This is a genomic window from Janthinobacterium aquaticum (assembly GCF_009208565.1).
Classification (GTDB): Bacteria; Pseudomonadota; Gammaproteobacteria; order Burkholderiales; family Burkholderiaceae_D; genus Janthinobacterium.
Map to the genome: position 1 here is coordinate 80,961 of NZ_WFLK01000005.1, position 19,557 is coordinate 100,517.

The 19,557-nt window shown below is 61.0% G+C and carries 22 protein-coding genes; 6 read left to right on the forward strand and 16 right to left on the reverse strand.

Features of this window, described 5'->3' with window-relative positions:
• Positions 1–12: 12 nt before the first annotated feature.
• Positions 13–588, reverse strand: a complete 576-nt coding sequence (locus tag GCM43_RS10155; protein WP_152243834.1) for a TerD family protein — start codon at positions 586–588, stop codon at positions 13–15.
• A 103-nt stretch (positions 589–691) separates the two neighbouring features.
• Positions 692–1,762, reverse strand: a complete 1,071-nt coding sequence (locus tag GCM43_RS10160; protein WP_152243836.1) for a DUF475 domain-containing protein — start codon at positions 1,760–1,762, stop codon at positions 692–694.
• Between the two features lie 131 nt (positions 1,763–1,893).
• On the opposite strand from GCM43_RS10160, the gene nhaR reads away from it, so the two are divergent.
• The 3 genes from nhaR (at position 1,894) to GCM43_RS10175 (ending at position 5,705) form a co-directional block, all read left to right on the forward strand.
• Complete coding sequence (nhaR, locus tag GCM43_RS10165) at positions 1,894–2,799, forward strand: transcriptional activator NhaR (protein WP_152243838.1); 906 nt, start codon at positions 1,894–1,896, stop codon at positions 2,797–2,799.
• Positions 2,800–2,930: 131 nt separating this feature from the next.
• Complete coding sequence (locus GCM43_RS10170) at positions 2,931–4,271, forward strand: MFS transporter (protein ID WP_152243840.1); 1,341 nt, start codon at positions 2,931–2,933, stop codon at positions 4,269–4,271.
• Positions 4,272–4,364: 93 nt separating this feature from the next.
• A complete protein-coding gene (locus GCM43_RS10175) occupies positions 4,365–5,705 on the forward strand; it encodes a hemolysin family protein (protein ID WP_152243842.1) in 1,341 nt (446 codons plus the stop codon).
• Here GCM43_RS10175 and GCM43_RS10180 read toward each other — a convergent pair.
• Genes GCM43_RS10180 through GCM43_RS10205 form a run of 6 tightly spaced genes read right to left on the reverse strand, consistent with a single transcriptional unit; the run spans position 5,702 to position 10,806 of the window.
• Positions 5,702–6,781 carry an AI-2E family transporter gene (locus GCM43_RS10180; protein ID WP_152243844.1) on the reverse strand — a complete coding sequence of 360 codons (1,080 nt, stop codon included), beginning with the start codon at positions 6,779–6,781 and terminating at the stop codon, positions 5,702–5,704. The genes GCM43_RS10175 and GCM43_RS10180 overlap by 4 nt on opposite strands.
• Before the next feature lie 44 nt (positions 6,782–6,825).
• Entirely contained in the window at positions 6,826–7,422 is a 597-nt protein-coding gene (locus tag GCM43_RS10185; protein WP_152243846.1) for an SCO family protein, read from the reverse strand.
• Positions 7,419–8,318, reverse strand: a complete 900-nt coding sequence (gene cyoE / locus GCM43_RS10190; RefSeq protein WP_152243848.1) for a heme o synthase — start codon at positions 8,316–8,318, stop codon at positions 7,419–7,421. Before cyoE ends, GCM43_RS10185 begins: the two co-directional genes overlap by 4 nt.
• Positions 8,315–9,487 carry a COX15/CtaA family protein gene (locus tag GCM43_RS10195; protein WP_152244215.1) on the reverse strand — a complete coding sequence of 391 codons (1,173 nt, stop codon included), beginning with the start codon at positions 9,485–9,487 and terminating at the stop codon, positions 8,315–8,317. The genes cyoE and GCM43_RS10195 overlap by 4 nt, the downstream gene beginning before the upstream one ends.
• Before the next feature lie 19 nt (positions 9,488–9,506).
• Complete coding sequence (locus GCM43_RS10200) at positions 9,507–10,061, reverse strand: SCO family protein (protein ID WP_226929441.1); 555 nt, start codon at positions 10,059–10,061, stop codon at positions 9,507–9,509.
• Positions 10,062–10,116: 55 nt separating this feature from the next.
• Entirely contained in the window at positions 10,117–10,806 is a 690-nt protein-coding gene (locus tag GCM43_RS10205; RefSeq protein WP_319636956.1) for an SURF1 family protein, read from the reverse strand.
• Positions 10,807–10,884: 78 nt separating this feature from the next.
• On the opposite strand from GCM43_RS10205, the gene GCM43_RS10210 reads away from it, so the two are divergent.
• The gene (locus GCM43_RS10210) at positions 10,885–11,085 is read left to right on the forward strand and encodes a twin transmembrane helix small protein (RefSeq protein WP_152243854.1); all 201 of its coding nucleotides are present in this window, start codon (positions 10,885–10,887) and stop codon (positions 11,083–11,085) included.
• A 245-nt stretch (positions 11,086–11,330) separates the two neighbouring features.
• Here the strand turns inward: GCM43_RS10210 and GCM43_RS10215 are convergent, their stop codons facing one another.
• The 7 genes from GCM43_RS10215 to GCM43_RS10240 all read right to left on the reverse strand — a co-directional run bounded on the left by GCM43_RS10215 (position 11,331) and on the right by GCM43_RS10240 (position 17,339).
• Positions 11,331–12,191, reverse strand: coding sequence for a cytochrome c oxidase subunit 3 (locus tag GCM43_RS10215; protein WP_152243856.1), 861 nt, complete (start codon positions 12,189–12,191; stop codon positions 11,331–11,333).
• 39 nt (positions 12,192–12,230) lie between these two features.
• Positions 12,231–12,428: a DUF2970 domain-containing protein gene (locus tag GCM43_RS10220; protein ID WP_152243858.1), complete on the reverse strand. Its 198-nt coding sequence runs from the start codon at positions 12,426–12,428 to the stop codon at positions 12,231–12,233.
• Positions 12,425–13,006, reverse strand: a complete 582-nt coding sequence (locus tag GCM43_RS10225) for a cytochrome c oxidase assembly protein (protein ID WP_152243860.1) — start codon at positions 13,004–13,006, stop codon at positions 12,425–12,427. The genes GCM43_RS10220 and GCM43_RS10225 overlap by 4 nt, the downstream gene beginning before the upstream one ends.
• A gap of 1 nt (position 13,007) precedes the next feature.
• Positions 13,008–13,112, reverse strand: a complete 105-nt coding sequence (locus GCM43_RS26115) for a cytochrome oxidase small assembly protein (protein ID WP_226929426.1) — start codon at positions 13,110–13,112, stop codon at positions 13,008–13,010.
• A 49-nt stretch (positions 13,113–13,161) separates the two neighbouring features.
• Positions 13,162–14,766: a cytochrome c oxidase subunit I gene (ctaD, locus tag GCM43_RS10230; protein ID WP_152243862.1), complete on the reverse strand. Its 1,605-nt coding sequence runs from the start codon at positions 14,764–14,766 to the stop codon at positions 13,162–13,164.
• 12 nt (positions 14,767–14,778) lie between these two features.
• Entirely contained in the window at positions 14,779–15,984 is a 1,206-nt protein-coding gene (gene coxB / locus GCM43_RS10235) for a cytochrome c oxidase subunit II (protein ID WP_152243864.1), read from the reverse strand.
• A 458-nt stretch (positions 15,985–16,442) separates the two neighbouring features.
• Entirely contained in the window at positions 16,443–17,339 is an 897-nt protein-coding gene (locus tag GCM43_RS10240; protein WP_152243866.1) for a methyltransferase domain-containing protein, read from the reverse strand.
• 77 nt (positions 17,340–17,416) lie between these two features.
• Here GCM43_RS10240 and GCM43_RS10245 point away from each other — a divergent pair, with 77 nt between their 5' ends.
• Both GCM43_RS10245 and trmL read left to right on the forward strand, forming a co-directional pair.
• Positions 17,417–18,160: a ComF family protein gene (locus GCM43_RS10245; RefSeq protein WP_152243868.1), complete on the forward strand. Its 744-nt coding sequence runs from the start codon at positions 17,417–17,419 to the stop codon at positions 18,158–18,160.
• Between the two features lie 43 nt (positions 18,161–18,203).
• A complete protein-coding gene (gene trmL / locus GCM43_RS10250) occupies positions 18,204–18,674 on the forward strand; it encodes a tRNA (uridine(34)/cytosine(34)/5-carboxymethylaminomethyluridine(34)-2'-O)-methyltransferase TrmL (protein ID WP_152243870.1) in 471 nt (156 codons plus the stop codon).
• 104 nt (positions 18,675–18,778) lie between these two features.
• Here trmL and GCM43_RS10255 read toward each other — a convergent pair whose 3' ends face one another.
• Entirely contained in the window at positions 18,779–19,543 is a 765-nt protein-coding gene (locus tag GCM43_RS10255) for a hypothetical protein (RefSeq protein WP_152243872.1), read from the reverse strand.
• Positions 19,544–19,557 lie beyond the last annotated feature (14 nt).

Consider the following 19,557-nt stretch of genomic DNA (forward strand, 5'->3'; position numbering starts at 1 on the left):
TGACCAGCAACCTTAAACGCCGACGCCGAACGAGGCTGCCAACGGACCCAGGCCGCCCTTGTAGCCCTGGCCGATAGCCTTGAACTTCCAGTCGCCGCCGTTGCGGTAGATTTCGCCAAACACCATCGCCGTTTCGGTCGAGCCGTCTTCGGACAGATCGAAGCGGGCGATTTCGGTATTGCCGCTATCGTTGACGCAGCGCACATAGGCTTTCGAGACCATGCCGAAGTTCTGCTTGCGCGCTTCGGCGTCATGGATGGTGACGCAGACGGCGATCTTGTCGACGTCGGCCGGCACTTTGGACAGGTCGACGCTGACCGTTTCATCGTCGCCATCGCCGGCACCGGTGGTGTTGTCGCCCGAGTGGGCAACCGAACCGTCGCTCGATTTCAGGTTGTTGTAGAAGACCATGTCGACGTCGGCGCGCACCTTGCCGTCGGCTTTCAACAGGAATACCGAGCCGTCGATATCGAAGGCGGCGCCGTCGGTAACGCGGGCATCCCAGCCCAGGCCGATGGTCATTTTGGTGATGCCAGGTGCTTCTTTGCTCAGGTTGACGTTGCCGCCTTTTTGCAGACTGATTGCCATGATGTGTTTCTCCTAGAAAAAGAATCAATAATTACTTGCTGACACCTTTGCTGCATCACGCAGGCAAACGGGTGTGGGCGTTTGCCGCGTATTGTTTGACCTGCTACGCCTTCACTGATTCCAGCGCAGAGGTTGTATTTTCTTCCAGCGCCATCCGGCGCTTGTAGCGTACCGACGACCACAGCGAGGCAAGAATAAAGGCCACCCCGATCAGGCCGGTGAACAGTTCCGGTACGTGGTACTTCATGCTGACCAACATGATCACGGCCAGGATGCCGATCGCATAATGCGCACCGTGTTCCAGATAAACGAATTCATCAAGCGTACCCTTGCGTACCAGGAACACCGTCATCGAACGCACAAACATCGCACCGATGGCCAGGCCCAGCATGATGATGACCACGTCCTTGGTGATCGCAAACGCGCCGATCACGCCATCAAAACTGAACGAAGCATCGAGCACTTCGAGGTACAGGAAACCACCGATACCGCCGCGCTTGACGATGTCGCCCACGTTGCCGCTGCCATCATCGTTTTCCAGCAGGCCACTAATCACATCCACGCCGACATAGGTCAAAATGCCCCATACGCCTGCCGTCAGCACCACCAGTTTCTGGCCTTCGGCAATCATCGTCAGACTGGCCATCAGCGTACCGAGCGCCACCATTACCGAGATCGACGAGACCTTGCCCAGTGCGCCCAGCTTTTCTTCAAAGCGGCCCAGCCAGTGCGTTTCCTTCTCGGCGTCCAGGATAAAGTTCAGGAACACCAGCAGCAGGAAAATGCCGCCAAACGCTGCCACTTCGGCATGGTGATTGGTCAGGTGCATCGAATACTGGTCCGGGTTGTTCAGCGCCAGCGTCCACACTTCCATTAGCCCCAGGTCGGCAGCCTGCGCCACGATGACCAGCGGGAACAGCAAGCGCATGCCGAACACGGCAATGATCATGCCCAGGCCCAGGAACAGGTTCTGCCAGAATTTGTCCCAGTTCTTCAGTACCGAAGCGTTCACTACCGCGTTATCGAACGAGAGCGACACTTCCATAATGCTCAAAATAACGGCAATACCGAGCGCCGCAAACATCGCCGGCACGCCGCCATGCGTATAACCCCACCAGGCGGCAACGCCCAGGCAGATAAATGTCACCAGAAATGACATCCTGAAATGCTTCATCCATGCTCCCTTGTCTTTATGTTCTTCAAATCGTCGTTAATGCTCAGACAACGAAGAGCAGTATAGGGTCGCGCGATTGATTTAAAAATAGAAGATAATGGAAGCATTACTTCGTAAAAACGGAAGATTCGATGAAAACTACAGGTTTCAACTACCGCCATCTGTATTTTTTCTGGGTGGTGGCCAAGGAAGGCGGCGTGACGCGCGCGGCCGAGCGGCTGGGGCTGGCCGTGCAGACCATCAGCACCCAGCTGGCGCTGCTGGAAAAGGAACTGGGCAAGTCGCTGCTGCAGCCGCAGGGCCGGCGCCTGGTACCAACCGAAGCGGGCCGGCTGGCGCTCGGCTATGCCGACCAGATTTTCCTGCTCGGCGAGCAGCTGCAAGATGCGCTGGCCGACGCCGATGCCGAAAAGATGCGCCTGACGGTCGGCATTTCGGATTCCTTGCCCAAGCTGATGGCCTACCGCATGCTTGACGCCACGCGCAGCATGAACGTGGCGGTCAAGCTGGTCTGCCTGGAAGATGAATTCACCTCGCTGCTGGCCGACCTGGCGCTGCACAAGCTCGACCTGGTGCTGACAGACCGCGCCGTGCCGGCCGGCGCCAGCCTGCGCGTGGCCAGCCACTTGTGGGGCGAAAGCAGCATGAAGCTGTTCGGCGTGCCGGGCCTGGCGGCGCGCTACCAGCAGGACTTTCCGCGCAGCCTGAACGGCGCCCCGTTCCTGCTGCCTACGCGCAATAACGCCCTGCGCGGGCGTATCGACGAATGGATGGTGCAGCAAGGCGTACGGCCCGACGTGGTCGGCGAATTCGAGGACAACGCCATGCTCAATGCGTTCGGCCGCAAAGGCCTGGGCCTGTTCTTTGCCCCGGCCAGCCTGGCGGCCGAGATTGCCGAACAGTTTGGCGCCGTGCTGGTCGGCGACGCCTCGGCCCTGCGCGAGCAGTTTTATGTGATCTCCAACGAGCGCAAGATTTCCCATCCGGCGCTGCAGGTGATTCTGGACGCCGTGCAGCGAACGGGCAGCACTCATTAGATAATCCGATAAATCCAGCAAGAAATAACGTTTGAACAAATAAACAAAAACGTTTGTAATAACTGTCGAGACTGGCGCGCCGCGGCGCAAGCGGACGCGCCACCATAACAACAGTCAGACAGGAGCACAGCATGACAGCGGCAACGGCAGCAGGCAGGACGATCGATATTCCCGATCTGATCAACAACAATAAAATCGGCTCTTTCCAGATCGGCATGCTGATCCTGTGCGGCCTGTGCGTGATCATGGATGGCTTCGACGTGCAGGCCATGGGTTATGTGGCGCCGGCCATCATTGCGGACTGGAACGTGAGCAAGGCCAACCTGGGCCCGGTGTTTGGCGCGGGTCTCTTCGGCATGCTGGTCGGCTCGCTGGTGTTCAGCATTACCGCCGACAAGTTTGGCCGTCGTCCGGTACTGATCGGCTCGACCATCTTTTTTTCGCTGTGCATGCTGGTCACGCCGCTGGCCAGCACGATCGAGCAGCTGCAACTGATACGCTTCATTACCGGCCTGGGCCTGGGCGCGGTGATGCCCAACGCCATGGCGCTGGCCGGCGAATACAGTCCGCTGCGCAAGAAAGTCACCTTGATGATGCTGGTGTCGTGCGGCTTTACGCTGGGCGCCGTGCTCGGTGGCCTGCTGTCGGCGGCGCTGATTCCTGCGTTTGGCTGGAAGTCGGTGTTTTATGTCGGCGGCGTGGTGCCACTGGTGATTGGCGTGGCGATGTTTTTCCTGCTGCCCGAGTCGATGCAGTTCCTGGTGCTCAAACAGCGCAGCCTGGACAAGGTCGCCCTCTGGCTCAAGCGTATCGATCCCAGCGTGACCATCACGGCCGACACACACTATGTAGTGCATGAAAAAGAGCACAAGGGTGCGCCGGTGCTGCAGCTGTTCAAGGGCGGACGTGCGCGCATGACGATTTTACTGTGGGTGATGAACTTCATGAACCTGCTGAACCTGTATTTCCTGTCGAACTGGCTGCCGACCATTGCCAAGGATGCCGGCCTGTCGACCGCCAACGCGGTACTGGCCGGCACCGCGCTGCAGGTGGGCGGCACCATCGGCACGCTGGTGATGGGCCAGCTGATCGACCGTTCGAGTTTCCGCCGCATCCTGCTGCCCTGCTTCCTGGTCGCGGCCGTGGCGATTGCCCTGATCGGCCGCCCGGATGTGTCGCTGGCCTTCCTGTTCATCACCATCTTTGTTGCCGGCTTTTGCGTGGTCGGTGGCCAGCCGGCCGTCAATGCGCTGGCGGCCAGCTACTATCCGACCACGCTGCGCTCGACCGGCATCGGCTGGAGCCTGGGCGTGGGCCGCATCGGCTCCATCGTCGGCCCGGTGCTGGGCGGCGAACTGATACGCATGAACTGGCCCAACAGCACCATCTTTCTGGTGGTGGCGATTCCCGCCGTGGTCTCTGCAGTCATGGTGATGAGCATGCGTGGCGAGGCTGCCACCGGCAAGAAATAAGCAGCGTGGCCGGGCCGGCGCATGCGCAAAATGTGCATGCGCCGGCCGCGTCGTTTAAGATGACGTTTTTACAGTCCATCTTGTTTGCGCCCCATGCATAATGTTTTGCTTGTCCTGCTGGCCTTTTTCCTGGTCGCGCTCAACGGTTTTTTTGTTGCCGCCGAATTTGGCATCGTTACCCTGCGCCGCACCCGCATCCGCGCGATTGCCAAAACGCAGGGCATCCGGGGCCGCATCCTGGCCAAGGTGCATGGCGAGCTCGACGCTTACCTGTCGGCCTGCCAGCTCGGTATCACGCTCGCTTCGCTGGGCCTGGGCTGGGTCGGCGAGCCGGCCTTTGCCGGCCTGCTCGAGCCGCTGTTTTCCGCAGTCGGCGTCACGTCGCAGGAACTGATCCACGGCGTATCGTTCGTGATTGCCTTCAGCGTGATTTCCTTTTTACATATCGTGGTCGGCGAGCTGGCACCCAAGTCGATGGCGATCCGCAATCCGGAAGCGGTCGGTCTGTGGAGCGCGATCCCGCTGTACGGCTTTTACTGGGCCATGTATCCGGCCATCTACCTGCTCAACGCCAGCGCCAATGCGGTGCTGCGCGTGGCCGGCCTGTCGGGCAAGGGCGGGCACGATGCGCATTACTCGTCGGAAGAACTGAAACTGATCCTGCGCACCAGCCAGCCTGGCGAGAAATTCACGCGCGACGAGCGCAATATCCTGGCCCAGTCGCTCGACTTCGAGCAGATGACGGTACTGGACCTGATGCGCCCGCTAAATGAAGTCGTTGCCCTGTATGCGTCCGAAACGCTGGAACAGAACCTCGACACAGTGCTGCGCAACCGTTTCAGCCGCTATCCGTATTTCGATACCAATGAAGACGATGTGCTGGGCGTGGTGCATTTGAAAGACCTGTTCTTTGCGCAGCAGGCCGGCAAGACCATCAGCTCGCTGATGCCGTTTTTGCGCCCGGTCGAGATTATATCCGCGCGCACGCCGGCGCTGGAACTGTTCCGCCGCTTCCGCGACGGTGCGCCGCACTTTGCGCTGATCGGTGAAAAAGGCAAGCGCCCGGTCGGCTTTCTCACGCTCGACAATCTGCTCGGCGCCATGGTGGGGGAAATTCGCGATGAATTCCGCCGCAACGACAATGACTGGCTCAAGCAAAGCGACGGCACGCTGATCGGCAAGGCCAGCCTGCCGATCTTCTCGCTCGAGCGCATTCTCGGTATCGATATTGAAAACGAGGAGCTGGGACTGGACGATGTGGAATCGGTAGGCGGCCTGATCATGGTCAAGCTTGGCGATATCCCGAAGCAGGGTCAGCGCATCACCTTTGTCGACTTCGATATCGTGGTCAAGAAAATGAACGGCCCGCGCATCGTGCTGATCAAGGTGATTCCGAAACAGGAACGCGACCTCGACGACGACCTGCGCGATTAAGGTTTTTTCGCGCCCAGCCTGTCCTTGCCCTGCGGCACCGTGGTGTCGCCCAGGGTCCAGGTCTGCAGCAGGCTGTACAGCACAGCCAGCAGCGTTGGCCCCAGGAATATCCCGACAAAGCCGAACGCCAGCACGCCACCGAGCACCCCCAGCAGCACCAGCAGAAACGGCAGGCTGCTGCCACGGCTGATCAGCACCGGCTTGACGACATTGTCGACCCCGCTGATCAGCACCGCGCCCCAGATCACCATGAAAATTGCCCAGCCGGTCTGGCCGTCATTGAACAGCCAGATCGCCGCGCCGCCCCAGATCAACGGTGGGCCCACCGGCACCAGCGACAAAATGAAGGTGGCAATACCAAGCAGCGCCACGGCGGGCACGCCGGCAATCAAAAATCCGATCACCGCCACCAGCGCCTGCGCCAACGCCGTGCCCAGCAGGCCATACATCACGCCGCGCACGGTACGGCTGACGGTCAGCGCCACGCCCGGTGCACTGTCGCCGATAATGCGCACGCTGCCGGCCAGCACGGCGTCGCGCAATAGCTGGCCGTCGCGGTAGAGGAAGAAGCTGACAAACACCGCCAGGCTGGTCTGCGCCACCCCGCTGCCGAGCACGATACCGCCGGCGGTCAGGAAATGGCGCGCCGGTTCCAGCATGTTCTTGCCCAGGTTGAGCAGCTCCTGGCGGTCGGCAATAATGCGCTGGAGATAGCCGTCGAGTGTGTCGCCGATCAAGGGAATGTCGATCAGCCAGGCCGGCGGATGCAGATTGCCCGTTTCCAGCGCGTTCCTCAACTGCTCATAGATGCGCGCCACATTGTCGGCCAGGTTGTAGGTGACCAGCACCAGCGGCAGCACGATCACCAGCACCAGCGAGACGGTCATGATGGCGGCGGCCAGGTTGCGCCGCCCTTTCAGGCGCGCCAGCAGCAGCAGGTACAGCGGCCAGCTGGAGATGCTGACGCAGATGGCAAACAGCATCGCCGGCAAAAACGGGCGCAGCACGAAAAAGCAGCCGATCAGCAGGAAGATGACGGCCGCCAGGCGGGCTACGGGTTCAAAACGTTTGTCCATGCGCTGCCATCAGGTAGTTACCCTGGCAACGCCCGGGCTGGCGCTCAGGATAGCAGAAGTTTCAGGTCGTGCGCGATGGCGGCCGGGCTTTCGCCGTGGCGTACGAACAGGCGGATCTTGCCGTCACGGTCAAATACATAGGTGCCGGCCGTATGGTCAACCGTATAGCTGTCGTCGGTTTCGCCTTCGACCTTGGCGTAATAGACCTTGAATTCCTTGGCTACCTTGGCGGTGGCGGCAGCGTCGCCGTACAGCCCGACAAAGCGCTTGTCGAAAGCCGGCACATATTCGGCCAGCAGCGCCTGGGTGTCGCGCTCGGGGTCGACGGTCACGAACAGCACCTGCACCTTGTCGGCCAGCGGGCCCATGTCTTTCATCACCTGGGCCATATCGGCCATGGTGGTCGGGCACACATCGGGGCACTGGGTATAGCCAAAGAACATCAGCACCACCTTGCCCTTGTAGTCGGCCAGCGTGCGCGGCTTGCCAGTATGGTCAGTGAGCGCAAACTCGCGCGCATAGCCAAGGCCGGTCACATCGGTGTTCTTGAAGGCCAGCTTGGGCGCTTCCGGCTTGCCGCAACCGGCCAGCACGAACGTCGTCAACAAGGTAGTGAAAAGCAGGCAGAAGAGTTTTTTCATGAGCCGAGAGGAATATAGTGGTCAACCAGCAGCGCAGCAAACAGCAGGCCAAGATACAGGATGGAATAGGCAAACGCCTTGCGCGCGATCAGGTCGGTGTAGTGGCGATACATCTTCCACGCATAATACAAAAAGCCGGCATTGAGTACCACGGCCGAAGCCAGATAGATCAGGCCGCTCATGCGCACCGCATACGGCATCAGCGTGGTGGCCGCCAGCGCGATCGAGTACAGCCAGACATGGAACTGGGTAAACTGCATGCCGTGCGTGACGGGCAGCATCGGCAGGCCCGAGCGCGCGTAGTCGTCGCGGCGGTACATGGCCAGCGCCCAGAAATGCGGCGGCGTCCAGACAAAGATGATCAGCACCAGCAGCCAGGCCTGCATCGGCACGTCATTGGCCACTGCCGCCCAGCCCAGGGCCGGCGGCATGGCGCCCGACAGCCCGCCGATCACGATGTTTTGCGGCGTGGCCGGTTTGAGCACCATGGTGTAGATCAGCGCATAACCGACAAAGGTGACAAAGGTCAGCCACATGGTCAGCGGATTGACCAGGTAATACAGGATGCCCATGCCCAGGCCGCCGATCACCAGCGCAAACACCACCGTCTGCTTCACGCTGATGTCGCCCATGGCCATCGGACGGCGCGCCGTGCGCGCCATGCGTGCGTCGATTTCACGCTCGGCCAGGCAGTTCACGGCAAACGCGGCGCCAGCCAGCAGCCAGATGCCGATGGTGCCGAACACCACGGCATCCCACGCGGGCAAGGTCTCGCTGGCCAGGAACATGCCGATCACGGCGCAAAAAACAGCCAGTTGCGTCACGCGCGGTTTGGTCAGCGCCCAGTATTGGGCGAGTCGAGGGGTCGGTTTGCTGCTGATGGTCTGAGTGCTCATGGTGAAAGAGGTGCGTTGCTGCCGCCGGCCAGGGGAATGGTAGCGGAGCCGGGGGCGCTGTGGCGCGCCGCATCGAGTTGGAACTTAGCCTTGTAGTTTAACATGGTCAGCAATAATACGAGCAGCGCCGCCCCGCCGTTATGCATGACGGCAATGGCCAGCGGCCAGTTCAGGTAGATGGTGGCCAGCCCGGTGGCGGCCTGCAACACCAGCACCAGCGCGATCAAGCGCGCCGTACCGCGCAGCGACGGCAGGCGCCAGGCGCGCCAGACGGTATAGCCGATAACCAGCAGCACCAGCAACGCAAAGTTGCGGTGTACCCAATGAATCGCCGTCAGCGCCGAGAACGGCAAGTAGTGGCCGGCGGCTGTCTTGCCCAGTTCGCGCCACAGATGAAAACCATGCTCGAAGTCCATCTCGGGGATCACCTTGCCGCCGCACAGCGGAAAGTCGGTGCAGGCCAGCGTGGCGTAATTGGTGCTGACCCAGCCGCCCAGCGCAATTTGCACCGTCAACACAATGGCCGACAGGATCGCCAGCGTGCGCACCGGCGCGAGCATCGAAGCTGGTGCATCGGCGCGCAGCACGGGTGCAACCGCATGATCCTGGCGCCCGCCCAGCCATACCAGCAGCGCCAGCAGGCCCATGCCCAGCAGCAGATGGATGGTGACGATCACCGGCTGCAGCTTGAGCGTGACGGTCCAGGCGCCAAATGCTCCCTGCAGGCAGACAAAGAAAAGCAGTGCGGTCGGCAGCGCCGGTGCAAACTCCTGGCGCCGATTCTTTTTCCATTGACGCCAGGCCTGCACCATCATCGCCACGATCAGCACGCCAATGGCCATGGCCAGGTAGCGGTGCGTCATTTCAATCCAGGCCTTGACCACAGTCACCGGGCCGGTCGGCATCAGCGCTTCGGCCGCCACGATATGTTCATGCGCGAGGAAAGGGTTGGCAGAGCCGTAGCAGCCGGGCCAGTCCGGGCAGCCCAGGCCCGAGTCGGACAGGCGAGTAAAGCCGCCAAACATGATCAGGTCGACCGTCAGGAACACGGCCACCCACACCAGCTTGCGGTATTTATTGGCGTCCGACGAGACCCAGACCATGGTCAGCGGCAGCAGCGCGACCAATAAGCCGGTCAGGCCCAGCTGTGCGAGGGCGGAGAGATGCATTGCAGGCATTGAAGTTTCCTTATCCGATGGCCGAAGCCTTGAGCAGCTTGGCGAGATCCTTCTTCACCTTGCCCGGATCGGCGTGTTTCGGAAAGCGCATCATCAAATTGCCCAGCGGGTCGATCAGGTACAGATGGTCTTCGGCCTTGCCGCCCTGCTCGACCGGCAACCATGCAGAAAGGGCCGCGCCATCGACGCGCAGCATATTGGTACCGTCAAATTCACGCATGACCAGCGTGTCGAGCGGTTCCTTGTCGGTAATCAGCCAGACCCGTTCGATGCGCTCCATTTCCTTGCCCTGCGTCAGGCGCAGCTGCTGCATGGCAAACAGCAGATCCTTGCAGGCCTGCTGGCAGTCCGAGGGACCGGTCTGCAGCATGATCCATTTGCCCTTGAACTGGCTGAGCGGCGACGCTACACCATCGAGTTCAGTGACATGCAGCCTGGCTTCCGGTATCGGGTGCAGGCGCGGATCGATCAGCGCGCCGTAGTTGTTGCGCCCGGAAGGCTTGATCACATAATAGGTCAGATACGAAGCGACAATCGGAAAGGCGCATACGGCCAGCACAGCCATCAGTTTCAGGCGGCCACGCTGCTGGGCACGCCGTCCATCTGCGTTGCTCACCGTTTCAGGGCTGTTTGTTTGCACGTCGAATTCCTGTCAGGACAAAAAATAAAAAAGCCATGGCGGCCAGCGCGATCCACTGGAAGGCGTAGCCGCGGTGCTTGTCGGCGCCCAAGTCGGGCGCAGGCCAGTCACGTACCGGCAGCGCGCTGCTCACCGGCGCCGTCTGCTCGACCAGTATCGGCTGGAACGCCAGGCCGCTGGCTTTGGCCAGCTGGCCGATAGTGATATTTTGCACAATCGCCTGCGGCGCCAGGGGCGCTGCCTGACCCAGCTCCATCACATGACCGGCATGCAGGCGCACCACGCCTTCGATGGTCACCGTACCGCTTGGGGTGGCATAGTCGGGAATACGCGTGCGCTCCTGGTTATTGCGCGGCAGCCAGCCCTGCGCCACCAGTACATGCATGGAGGAGTTGTCGATCTGAAATGGCGTCAGCACATGAAAGCCGGCCTGGCCACGGTAGGGACGGTTATCGAGGTAAACCGTCCAGGCGGGCAAGAAGTGCCCGCTGATGCGCACGCGCCGGTATTCGATGGCTGCGCCGTCCTGCGCCAGCAAGGGCTGCGCACTCAGTTGCAAGGGGGCTTGCCGGTTACCGGCTTCAAGGCGCGCCGCGCGGGCGGTTTTCTCGTCGAAACGGCGCTCCTGCCAGCGCGCCAGCGACATGCCCAGCGCCACCAGCAGCAGCATGACAACAAAAGGAATCCATCGAAAACGAAAGCCGATACGCATTACAATGGAGATTCCTTAGAAGGGCATTGTTCACCCATGAAAATTGCCGTTGCCATCGCCTTTATCCTGATCCTGGCCAGCCTGGGCTCGGCCCTGTTCTTCCTGATGCGCGACCGCGGCAAAAGCAACCGCACCGTCCACGCGCTGGCGCTGCGCGTGGGCCTGTCGATCATGCTGTTCCTGCTGATCCTGCTGGCACACAAGCTCGGGTATATACAGCCGACCGGGATACGCTGACAATACCAGGCTAGCCTATATCACGCAGGTCGGATTAGTCAGCGTCCTAGTGCCACCAGCAAAGCGTATCAGGACTCCAGACGCCCGCACAGGCATTCCGGGCCAAGCGGGCCTGAAAAATGTCGAGGGCAAGGCGCAGCGACGCAGACAGTACGTTAGTACGGCAAGGAGCTGCAACGCCGCCATCGGCATTTTCTCAGGCTCGCGTCTCCGGCCCGCCATTCGGCATCAGGGACTGCCCACGATTATAACCAATACACGACAACATATAGCCCCAGCCAGACAACATCGACAAAGTGCCAGTACCAGGCCGCGCCTTCAAAGCCAAAGTGGTGCTCGGGCGTAAAGTGTCCCTTGAGCACGCGGTACAAAATCACCGACAGCATAATGGCGCCCATCGTCACGTGAAAGCCGTGGAACCCGGTCAGCATATAGAAGGTGGCGCCGTAGATGCCGGACGTCAGTTTCAGGTTCAGCGCGCTGTAGGCATGGATATATTCATACACCTGGAAACCCATGAAGACGGCGCCCAGCACAATGGTGGCAAACAGGAACAGCGCGGTCATGGCACGGTGGCCGGCGCGCAGCGCATGGTGCGAGATGGTCAGCGTGACGCCCGACAGCAGCAGCAGGCCGGTATTGATGGTGGGAATCCAGAACGGCGTCATGGTGGTAAATTCCTGCACCGTGCCAGCCGGCCCCGTACCGCCCCAGTGCGGCGCAAAGTCGGGCCAGATCAGCTTGTGATCGAGGTCACCGAGCCACGGCATGGAAATACTGCGCGCATAGAACAGTGCGCCAAAGAAGGCGCCAAAAAACATCACTTCCGAAAAGATAAACCAGCTCATGCTCCAGCGGTAGGCATGGTCGATGCGTTCGCTGTAGAGGCCTTTTTCCGATTCGCCGATGGCGTCGCCAAACCAGAAATACAGCACCGCGATAATGCCGGCCAGGCCCACGTAATTAACGTACGGCCCCCACGCGGCGTCATTGACCCAGGCCGAAGCGCCGATCATGGTCACCAGCAGGCTGAGGCCGGCCAGCATCGGCCACTTCGACGGCCCTGGCACGAAATAGTACGGTGCGGCAGCGTGGTTGGAACTCATCATCATCTCCTCGAAAACATCGGTAGTTTTTTATGGCTGTTATGGAACGACGAAGTGCACGATCGTGATCAACAGGCCGACCAGGCAGGCCGCCGCCAGCAGGCCGGCAATCACGATATGCACGGGATTGAGCTTGGCAGAATCGGTATCGAAATCACTCTTGCGGCGCAGTCCGGTAAACGCCCAGACCACGGCCTTGAGCGAATACAGAAACGAGGCGCGCGGCGGCTTGTTCATAGCGGCTTTTCGGCTGGCGCAGCCGCCGTCTGGTTCAGGCCGGCAATTTCAAAAAACGTATACGACAGGGTAATGGTCTTCACGTCCTTCGGCAGCGCCGGATCGAGGAAGAACACCACCGGCATCTGCCGCGCCTCATTTGGCTTCAACGTCTGCTGCTGGAAGCAGAAGCACTCGACTTTCTTGAAATGCGGCGTGGCGCTTTGCGGCGCATAACTGGGGATGGCCTGCGCATGCATGGTGCGCGGCTGGGTATTGACGATTTCGTACATGACCGTCACCAGTTCCCCCGGATGCACCTGCATCGACGAGACCACCGGGCGAAAGCGCCATGGACCCTGCGCATTGCCATCGAATTCAACGGTAATGCTGCGCGAAGTATCGACCTGGGTATTGTTGTCATAGGTCACCGTGCCGTCCTTTTGCGTCAGCACATTGATGCCCATCACTTCGCATATCTGCCGATAGACGGGAATCAGGGCATAGCCAAAGCCGAACATTAGCACGGCAATCACGATCAGCTTGCCCAGCATCTTGCGGTTCAGGCCGCGCGTTTCCTGGTGGCTCGGCGTGCTCATGTTACAGCCACAGGCGCTTGGCAAATACGGACAGGAAGAAAAAGGCTGCCAAAGCGGCCAGTATCAGTCCGGTACGCAGGTTGTTCGGTTTTTTTCGCTCGGTCATGACAGGCACTTTATGCAAAGCGGGCCAGCCCATGCCGGCCCATGACAGATTACTTGACGGTCGGCGGCGTTTCAAACGTATGGAACGGCGCCGGGCTCGGCACGGTCCATTCCAGCCCTTCCGCGCCTTCCCATGGCTTGGCTGGCGCAGCCTTGCCGCCACGAATGGTCGGAATCACCACGAATACCAGGAAATACACCTGCATCAGGCCGAAACCGAAGCCGCCGATGGACGCGATCATGTTGAAGTCGGTAAACTGCGCCGGGTAGTCGGCATAGCGGCGCGGCATGCCGGCCAGGCCCAGGAAGTGCATCGGGAAGAAGGTGACGTTGAACGTGATCAGGGACAGCCAGAAATGGATCTTGCCGCGCGTTTCGTTGTACATATGGCCGGTCCATTTCGGCGACCAGTAGTAAAAGCCCGCAAACAGCGCAAACAGCGAACCGGCCACCAGCACGTAGTGGAAATGCGCCACCACGTAGTAGGTATCCTGCAGCTGGATGTCGATTGGCGTCACCGCCAGGATCAGGCCAGTGAAACCACCCATGGTAAACACAAAGATAAAGCCGACCGAGAACAGCATCGGCGTTTCAAACGTCATCGAGCCCTTCCACATGGTGGCGATCCAGTTGAACACTTTCACGCCGGTCGGCACGGCGATCAACATGGTGGCGTACATGAAGAACAGCTGGCTGGTCACCGGCATGCCGGTGGTAAACATATGGTGCGCCCAGACGATAAACGACAGGATCGCAATCGAGGCGGTCGCGTACACCATCGAGGCATAGCCGAACAGCGGTTTGCGCGCAAAGGCCGGCAGGATCTGCGAGACGATGCCGAACGCCGGCAGGATCATGATATAGACCTCGGGGTGGCCGAAGAACCAGAAAATATGCTGGTACATCACCGGGTCGCCGCCGCCGGCGGCGTTAAAGAACGAGGTGCCGAAGTGGCGGTCGGTCAGCGTCATGGTAATCGCCCCGGCCAGCACCGGCATCACGGCGATCAGGAGGTAGGCGGTAATCAACCAGGTCCAGCAGAACATCGGCATTTTCATCAGCGTCATGCCCGGCGCGCGCATATTGAGGATGGTGACGATGATATTGATTGATCCCATGATCGACGAGGCGCCCATCAGGTGCATGGCAAAAATCGCCATATCCATGCCCGGCCCCATCTGGGTCGACAGCGGCGCATACAGCGTCCAGCCGGCCGCGGTGGCGCCGCCCGGCACCAGGAACGAGGTGGCCAGCAGGAGCGCGGCCGGCGGCAGCAGCCAGAACGAGAAGTTGTTCATGCGCGCAAAGGCCATGTCGGAAGCGCCCACCTGCAGCGGAATCATCCAGTTGGCATAGCCGACAAAGGCCGGCATGATGGCGCCGAACACCATCACCAGGCCGTGCATGGTGGTGAGCTGGTTGAAAAATTCGGGGTGGAAGAACTGCAGGCCGGGCTGGAACAGCTCAGTGCGTATCATCAGCGCCAGCACGCCGCCCGACAGCAGCATGATGAACGAGAACCACAGGTAGAGCGTGCCGATATCCTTGTGGTTGGTGGCAAACAGCCAGCGGCGGTAGCCCGTCGGGTGGTCGTGGTGGTCGTGGTGATCGTGGGCGTGATCGTGGGTAGCGTGGTCCAAAGTACTCGTGCTCATGAAAGCTCCTGATTACTTGCGTGCAGCCACGACTTCGGCTGGTTGAACGATGTTTTCTGCGGCCTTGTTCGACCACGAATTACGCGTATAGGTAATGACGGCCGCGATATCGGTGTCGGACAGCTGTTTCCAGGCAGGCATTTCCGCCGGATACTTGCCGCTCTTCTGACCGTTCAGCAAGACATGGATCTGATCGGCTTTGGGGCCATTGACGACCGCCGAGCCGTCGAGCGGTGCAAATGCACCAGGCACACCTTTGCCGTTGGCCTGGTGGCAGACCACACAGTTGGCGGCATATACTTTCTCGCCCTTGACCTTCAATTCGTCGATGGTCCAGGTTTTGGTCGGGTCGTCAGCCAGCGCCGCCATTTCCTTCTGCTTCACATCGACCCAGGCCTTGTAATCATCGGCGGACACCACCTTGACCACGATCGGCATAAAGGCGTGTTCCTTGCCGCACAGTTCGGCGCAGTTGCCGCGGAAAGTGCCGATATGCTCGGCCTTGAACCAGGTGTCGCGCACAAAGCCGGGAATCGCATCTTGCTTGACGCCGAAGGCCGGCACCGACCAGGCGTGAATCACGTCGTTGGCCGTCAGCACCATGCGGATCTTTTTATGCACCGGCACCACGACTTCGTTGTCGACTTCGATCAGGTAGTTTTCACCGCGCTTTTCAGTGGCCGGCGCGCCCGGCGCACCGACTTGCGAACGCGGCGTGGACAGGTTGGACAGGAAGGAAATGCCTTCGCCCTCGCCTTTCAGGTAATCGTAGCCCCATTTCCACTGCATGCCGGTGGCCTTGATGGTGATGTCGGCATTGGCCGTATCCTTCATGCCCACCACCGTGCGCGTGGCCGGCAGCGCCATGCAGATCACGATCAGGAACGGCACCACCGTCCAGGCGATTTCCACCGTCGTGCTTTCATGAAAGGTGGCCGGTTTGTGGCCCAGCGACTTGCGGTGCTTGAGGATGGAGTAGAACATGACGCCGAACACGGCCACGAAGATCACCAGGCAGACAATCATCATCCAGGTATGCAGATCGTAGATCTGCTGCGCGATCTCGGTCGCCGGTGGTTGCAAATTCAACTCGCGCGGCACCGGTCCACCGGTGCCAGGATAGGTCGAGGCAGTTGCTGCCATGGCCCATCGCGCGCTGCCAAACGCTGTCAACGACAGCAAAAGCATCGACGATAGCAGTCGCTTTGCATGTATCATGTTTTCCCCAACCACCCAAAAAATAGTGATATTTTAAACGGCTGCGGAAACCTCCGTACTGCACCGCTGCCGCTCCTCCAAAGAGAGCACCGCGGTTCGGATACTGCCGCAAGCATCTCGACAACCTCGCATCAGCCGATGTCATGCTGGCGGTTTCCACACAAAAGCCGGTGCGGGTCGCCATGCTGCCATCCTGTTTTTTCCGTCTGCCTGCAGATCGCCCTGCAAGCAAGATGGTTACTATACTAATGCAGTCTCTTTGAAAAAGTCTTGCTTTGTTTTAAATTTTTTATGCCGCGCGGCTTTTCCAGAGGAAAAAAGCGGCGGACAATCAACGATTATAATCAAGAAAACTTCGATGCATCAAGCAATATGGGCCGCATGCGTCAAGACATGCGGCCCATATTGGCTTTGTGGTGCCGTTGTGTTGCGTGCAGGCGAAAATCCGGCGGCTACGCTTACTTTGGCTTGCGCGGCAGATCGAAGCGGATAATCGCTTCGCCGTTGCGTGTCACGCGAGGCGCGGGACGGAAGGCATGGCCGTACAGTACCTCGAAACTCAAGCTCAGCTTGCCATCGGCGCGGCGCTGCTTTTCCAGCGCCGCCAGCATGCGGGCCCAGGCCGCCTTGCCCATCAGGCCGCGCCGGCGCGTGGCCAGCGGATTGCCGCCAAAGGCGCGCACGTCCTGCAGCAGTTTGTCGGCCGTGTCGTAGGTGACGGTAATGATTTCCATATCGAGCACAGGCGTGGAAAAGCCGGCTTCGACCAGCATATCGCCAAAGTCATGCATGTCGACAAACGGCAGGCTGTGCGGATGCAGGTCGGCCTCGGCAAAGGCGTCGCGCAGCTCACGGAAGGTGTCGGGGCCAAAGCAGGAAAACATCAGCAGGCCGTCGAGCCGCAGCGCGCGGCGCCATTCGGCAAACACGCGGTCGGGCTGCGCATGCCAGTGCAGCGCCAGGTTCGACCAGATCAGGTCCACGCTGCTGGCTGCCAGCGGCAAATCGCCCAGGTCGCCGCACAGCAGATCGACACCGGTTTTCGATGGCAATAATTTGCTCAGGAACTGATTCAGGCCAGACAGCTTCGAGGCCGGCGCGCGCGCCGCCTGCACCATCGCTTGCGCCGCATCGAGGCCGATAATCTGCGCGGCCGGATAATCCTTGTGCAGCTGCGCCAAGTCGGCGCCCGGTCCGCAGCCGGCGTCGAGCACGCGCAGCGGGGCGATCTTCACCAGCTCCAGGCGCTCATGCATGCGCGAGGACACTTCGCGGCGCAGGAAATCGGACGGTGCAATGCGCGCCGGCTCGGCAAACAGTTCTCGGACATGCACCGCATCGATGGGCGCACTCATTTTGGGCGGATTGGCAGGAACAGACATAATGAATCGGCGGAGTGAGATAATGCCGGCAGTGTACATGGAACGAGGCCATGGCGATCAGGCAGCCTGACTGGACGATGCTGCGCCTATGGGGCAGCGCGCTGCTGCCGGCCCAGTGCGCACTGTGCGCGGCCGCCTGCCGCCAGGCGCTGTGCGATGACTGCCATGCGCAGTATCTGCTGCAGCCTGCGCGCCTGCGCTGCCACCAGTGCGCCAATCCGCTGGCGTCGATGCACGAGACTGCCCTGCTGTGCGGGCGCTGCCAGCGCCACCGGCCCGTGTTTGACGCCACACTGGCGGCGAGCGACTATGCGCCGCCGGTCGACCAGTTGTTGCTGCAGCTCAAATTTGCGGCGCGCCTGCAGCTGGCGCCGCTGTTTGCGCAGCTGCTGGCGCAGGCGGCAGACAGACAGCCGGACTGGCAAACGCCGCAGTTGCTATGCCCGGTGCCGCTGGGCCGCGCCCGCCTGGTCGAGCGCGGCTACAATCAGGCGCTGGAAATCGCCCGGCCGCTGGCGCGCCTGCTGGGCCTGCCGTTACTGCCGAAGCTGGCCGTGCGGGTGCGCGAGACGCCGGCGCAAAGCGGCGTGGCGCCACGCGAACGGCGCGCCAATCTGGCACGCGCATTTGACGTGGCGCCGGCCTATGCCTGGCAACTGGGCGGCTGCCATGTCGGCGTGGTCGACGACGTGATGAGCAGCGGCCATACCGTCAACGCGCTGGCCGCCGCACTCAAGCGCCATGGCGCGGCGCGGGTCAGCATCCTGGTGGCGGCGCGCACGCCGCCACATTGATAAATTTTTTACAATAAGTTTTTATAAGTTCAAGGAGAACATCGTGTTTCATGTTGTACTGGTCGAACCGGAAATTCCCCCCAATACGGGCAACGTCATCCGCCTGTGCGCCAATACCGGCGCGCAGCTGCACCTGGTCGAGCCGCTCGGCTTTCCGCTCGACGACAGCAAGATGAAGCGCGCAGGCCTCGATTATCACGATTACGCCAATATGAAGGTGCACAAGAACTGGCAGGCGTTCCTCGACGCGACCCAGCCCGACCCGGCGCGCATGTTTGCCATGACCACACGCGGCTCGCGCCCGTTTGGCGAGGTGGCCTTTTTGCCTGGCGACGTGTTTGTATTCGGCTCGGAAACGCGCGGCCTCGACCCTGCCCTGCGCGACGGCTTTCCCGCCGAACAGCGCATCCGCCTGCCGATGCGCCCCGACAACCGCAGCCTGAACCTGTCCAATACGGTAGCGGTGGTGGTGTATGAGGCGTGGCGGCAACATGGTTACCAGGGCGGGGCATAGGTCGGATTAGCGGGGCAAAGCCCCGCGTAATCCGACAACACCGCTAACGCCAACAATGGTGTCGGATTACGGCCCGAAGGGCCTAATCCGACCTACGCGTCTATTCAGCGTAGCGCCAGCCGTGGTGCGTCAACCGGTGCGGCATCGATCATGACGAGCTGCGTACGCAAATCGCGTGTGGCGGCCAGCTTGCCGTTGACGTACAGATTGGTCTTGACGCCGTAGACGCCCTGCGAGACGCCGGCCGGCAGCGTCAGTTCGAACGAGTTTTCAAAGCGGCCACCCGAGCTGTTGTTGCTGGCCAGCGCTTTCGAGCCGGACTTGAAGGGCTGGCCTTGCGGGTCCAGCACCACCAGTTCCTCGCGCACGTCATTGACGCTTTGCGCGCTGCCGTTGACCAGTTCGACCACCGAGTTGACCTTGAACGGCTGGCCGCGCTTGACGGTCTGTGAGCTTACCTGCGGCGTGTACGACACCACCTGCGGTTCACGCGGCAGCGAACCGCGCGCGCGGATATAGTCGCGGTCGGCCTGCGCCGCCGTCTTGGTCTGGCGCGAATTGACGTTGATCGCCAGGCAGCCGGCAGCCGCCAGGCCGCCGCCGATGGCGGCGCCCTTGACGATGCCACCCTTGCCGCTGATCAAGCCACCGAGCAAGGCGCCTACCGCTGCACCGGCAGCGGCTGTGACACCGACGCTGCAAGGATCGTCGCTGGTGGCAGCCTGCGGGTTGCTGCCCTGTGAAGTGCCGTCTGCATAGCCGCTGTTCTGGCGCACGCCGTTCGGATTCATCGGCGCCGTGGCGCAGCCGGCCAGCATGGCCGTCAGGGTCAGGGCGGCGGCAGTGCGCAGCGTGATCTTGTTCATCATGGTATTCCCCAAAG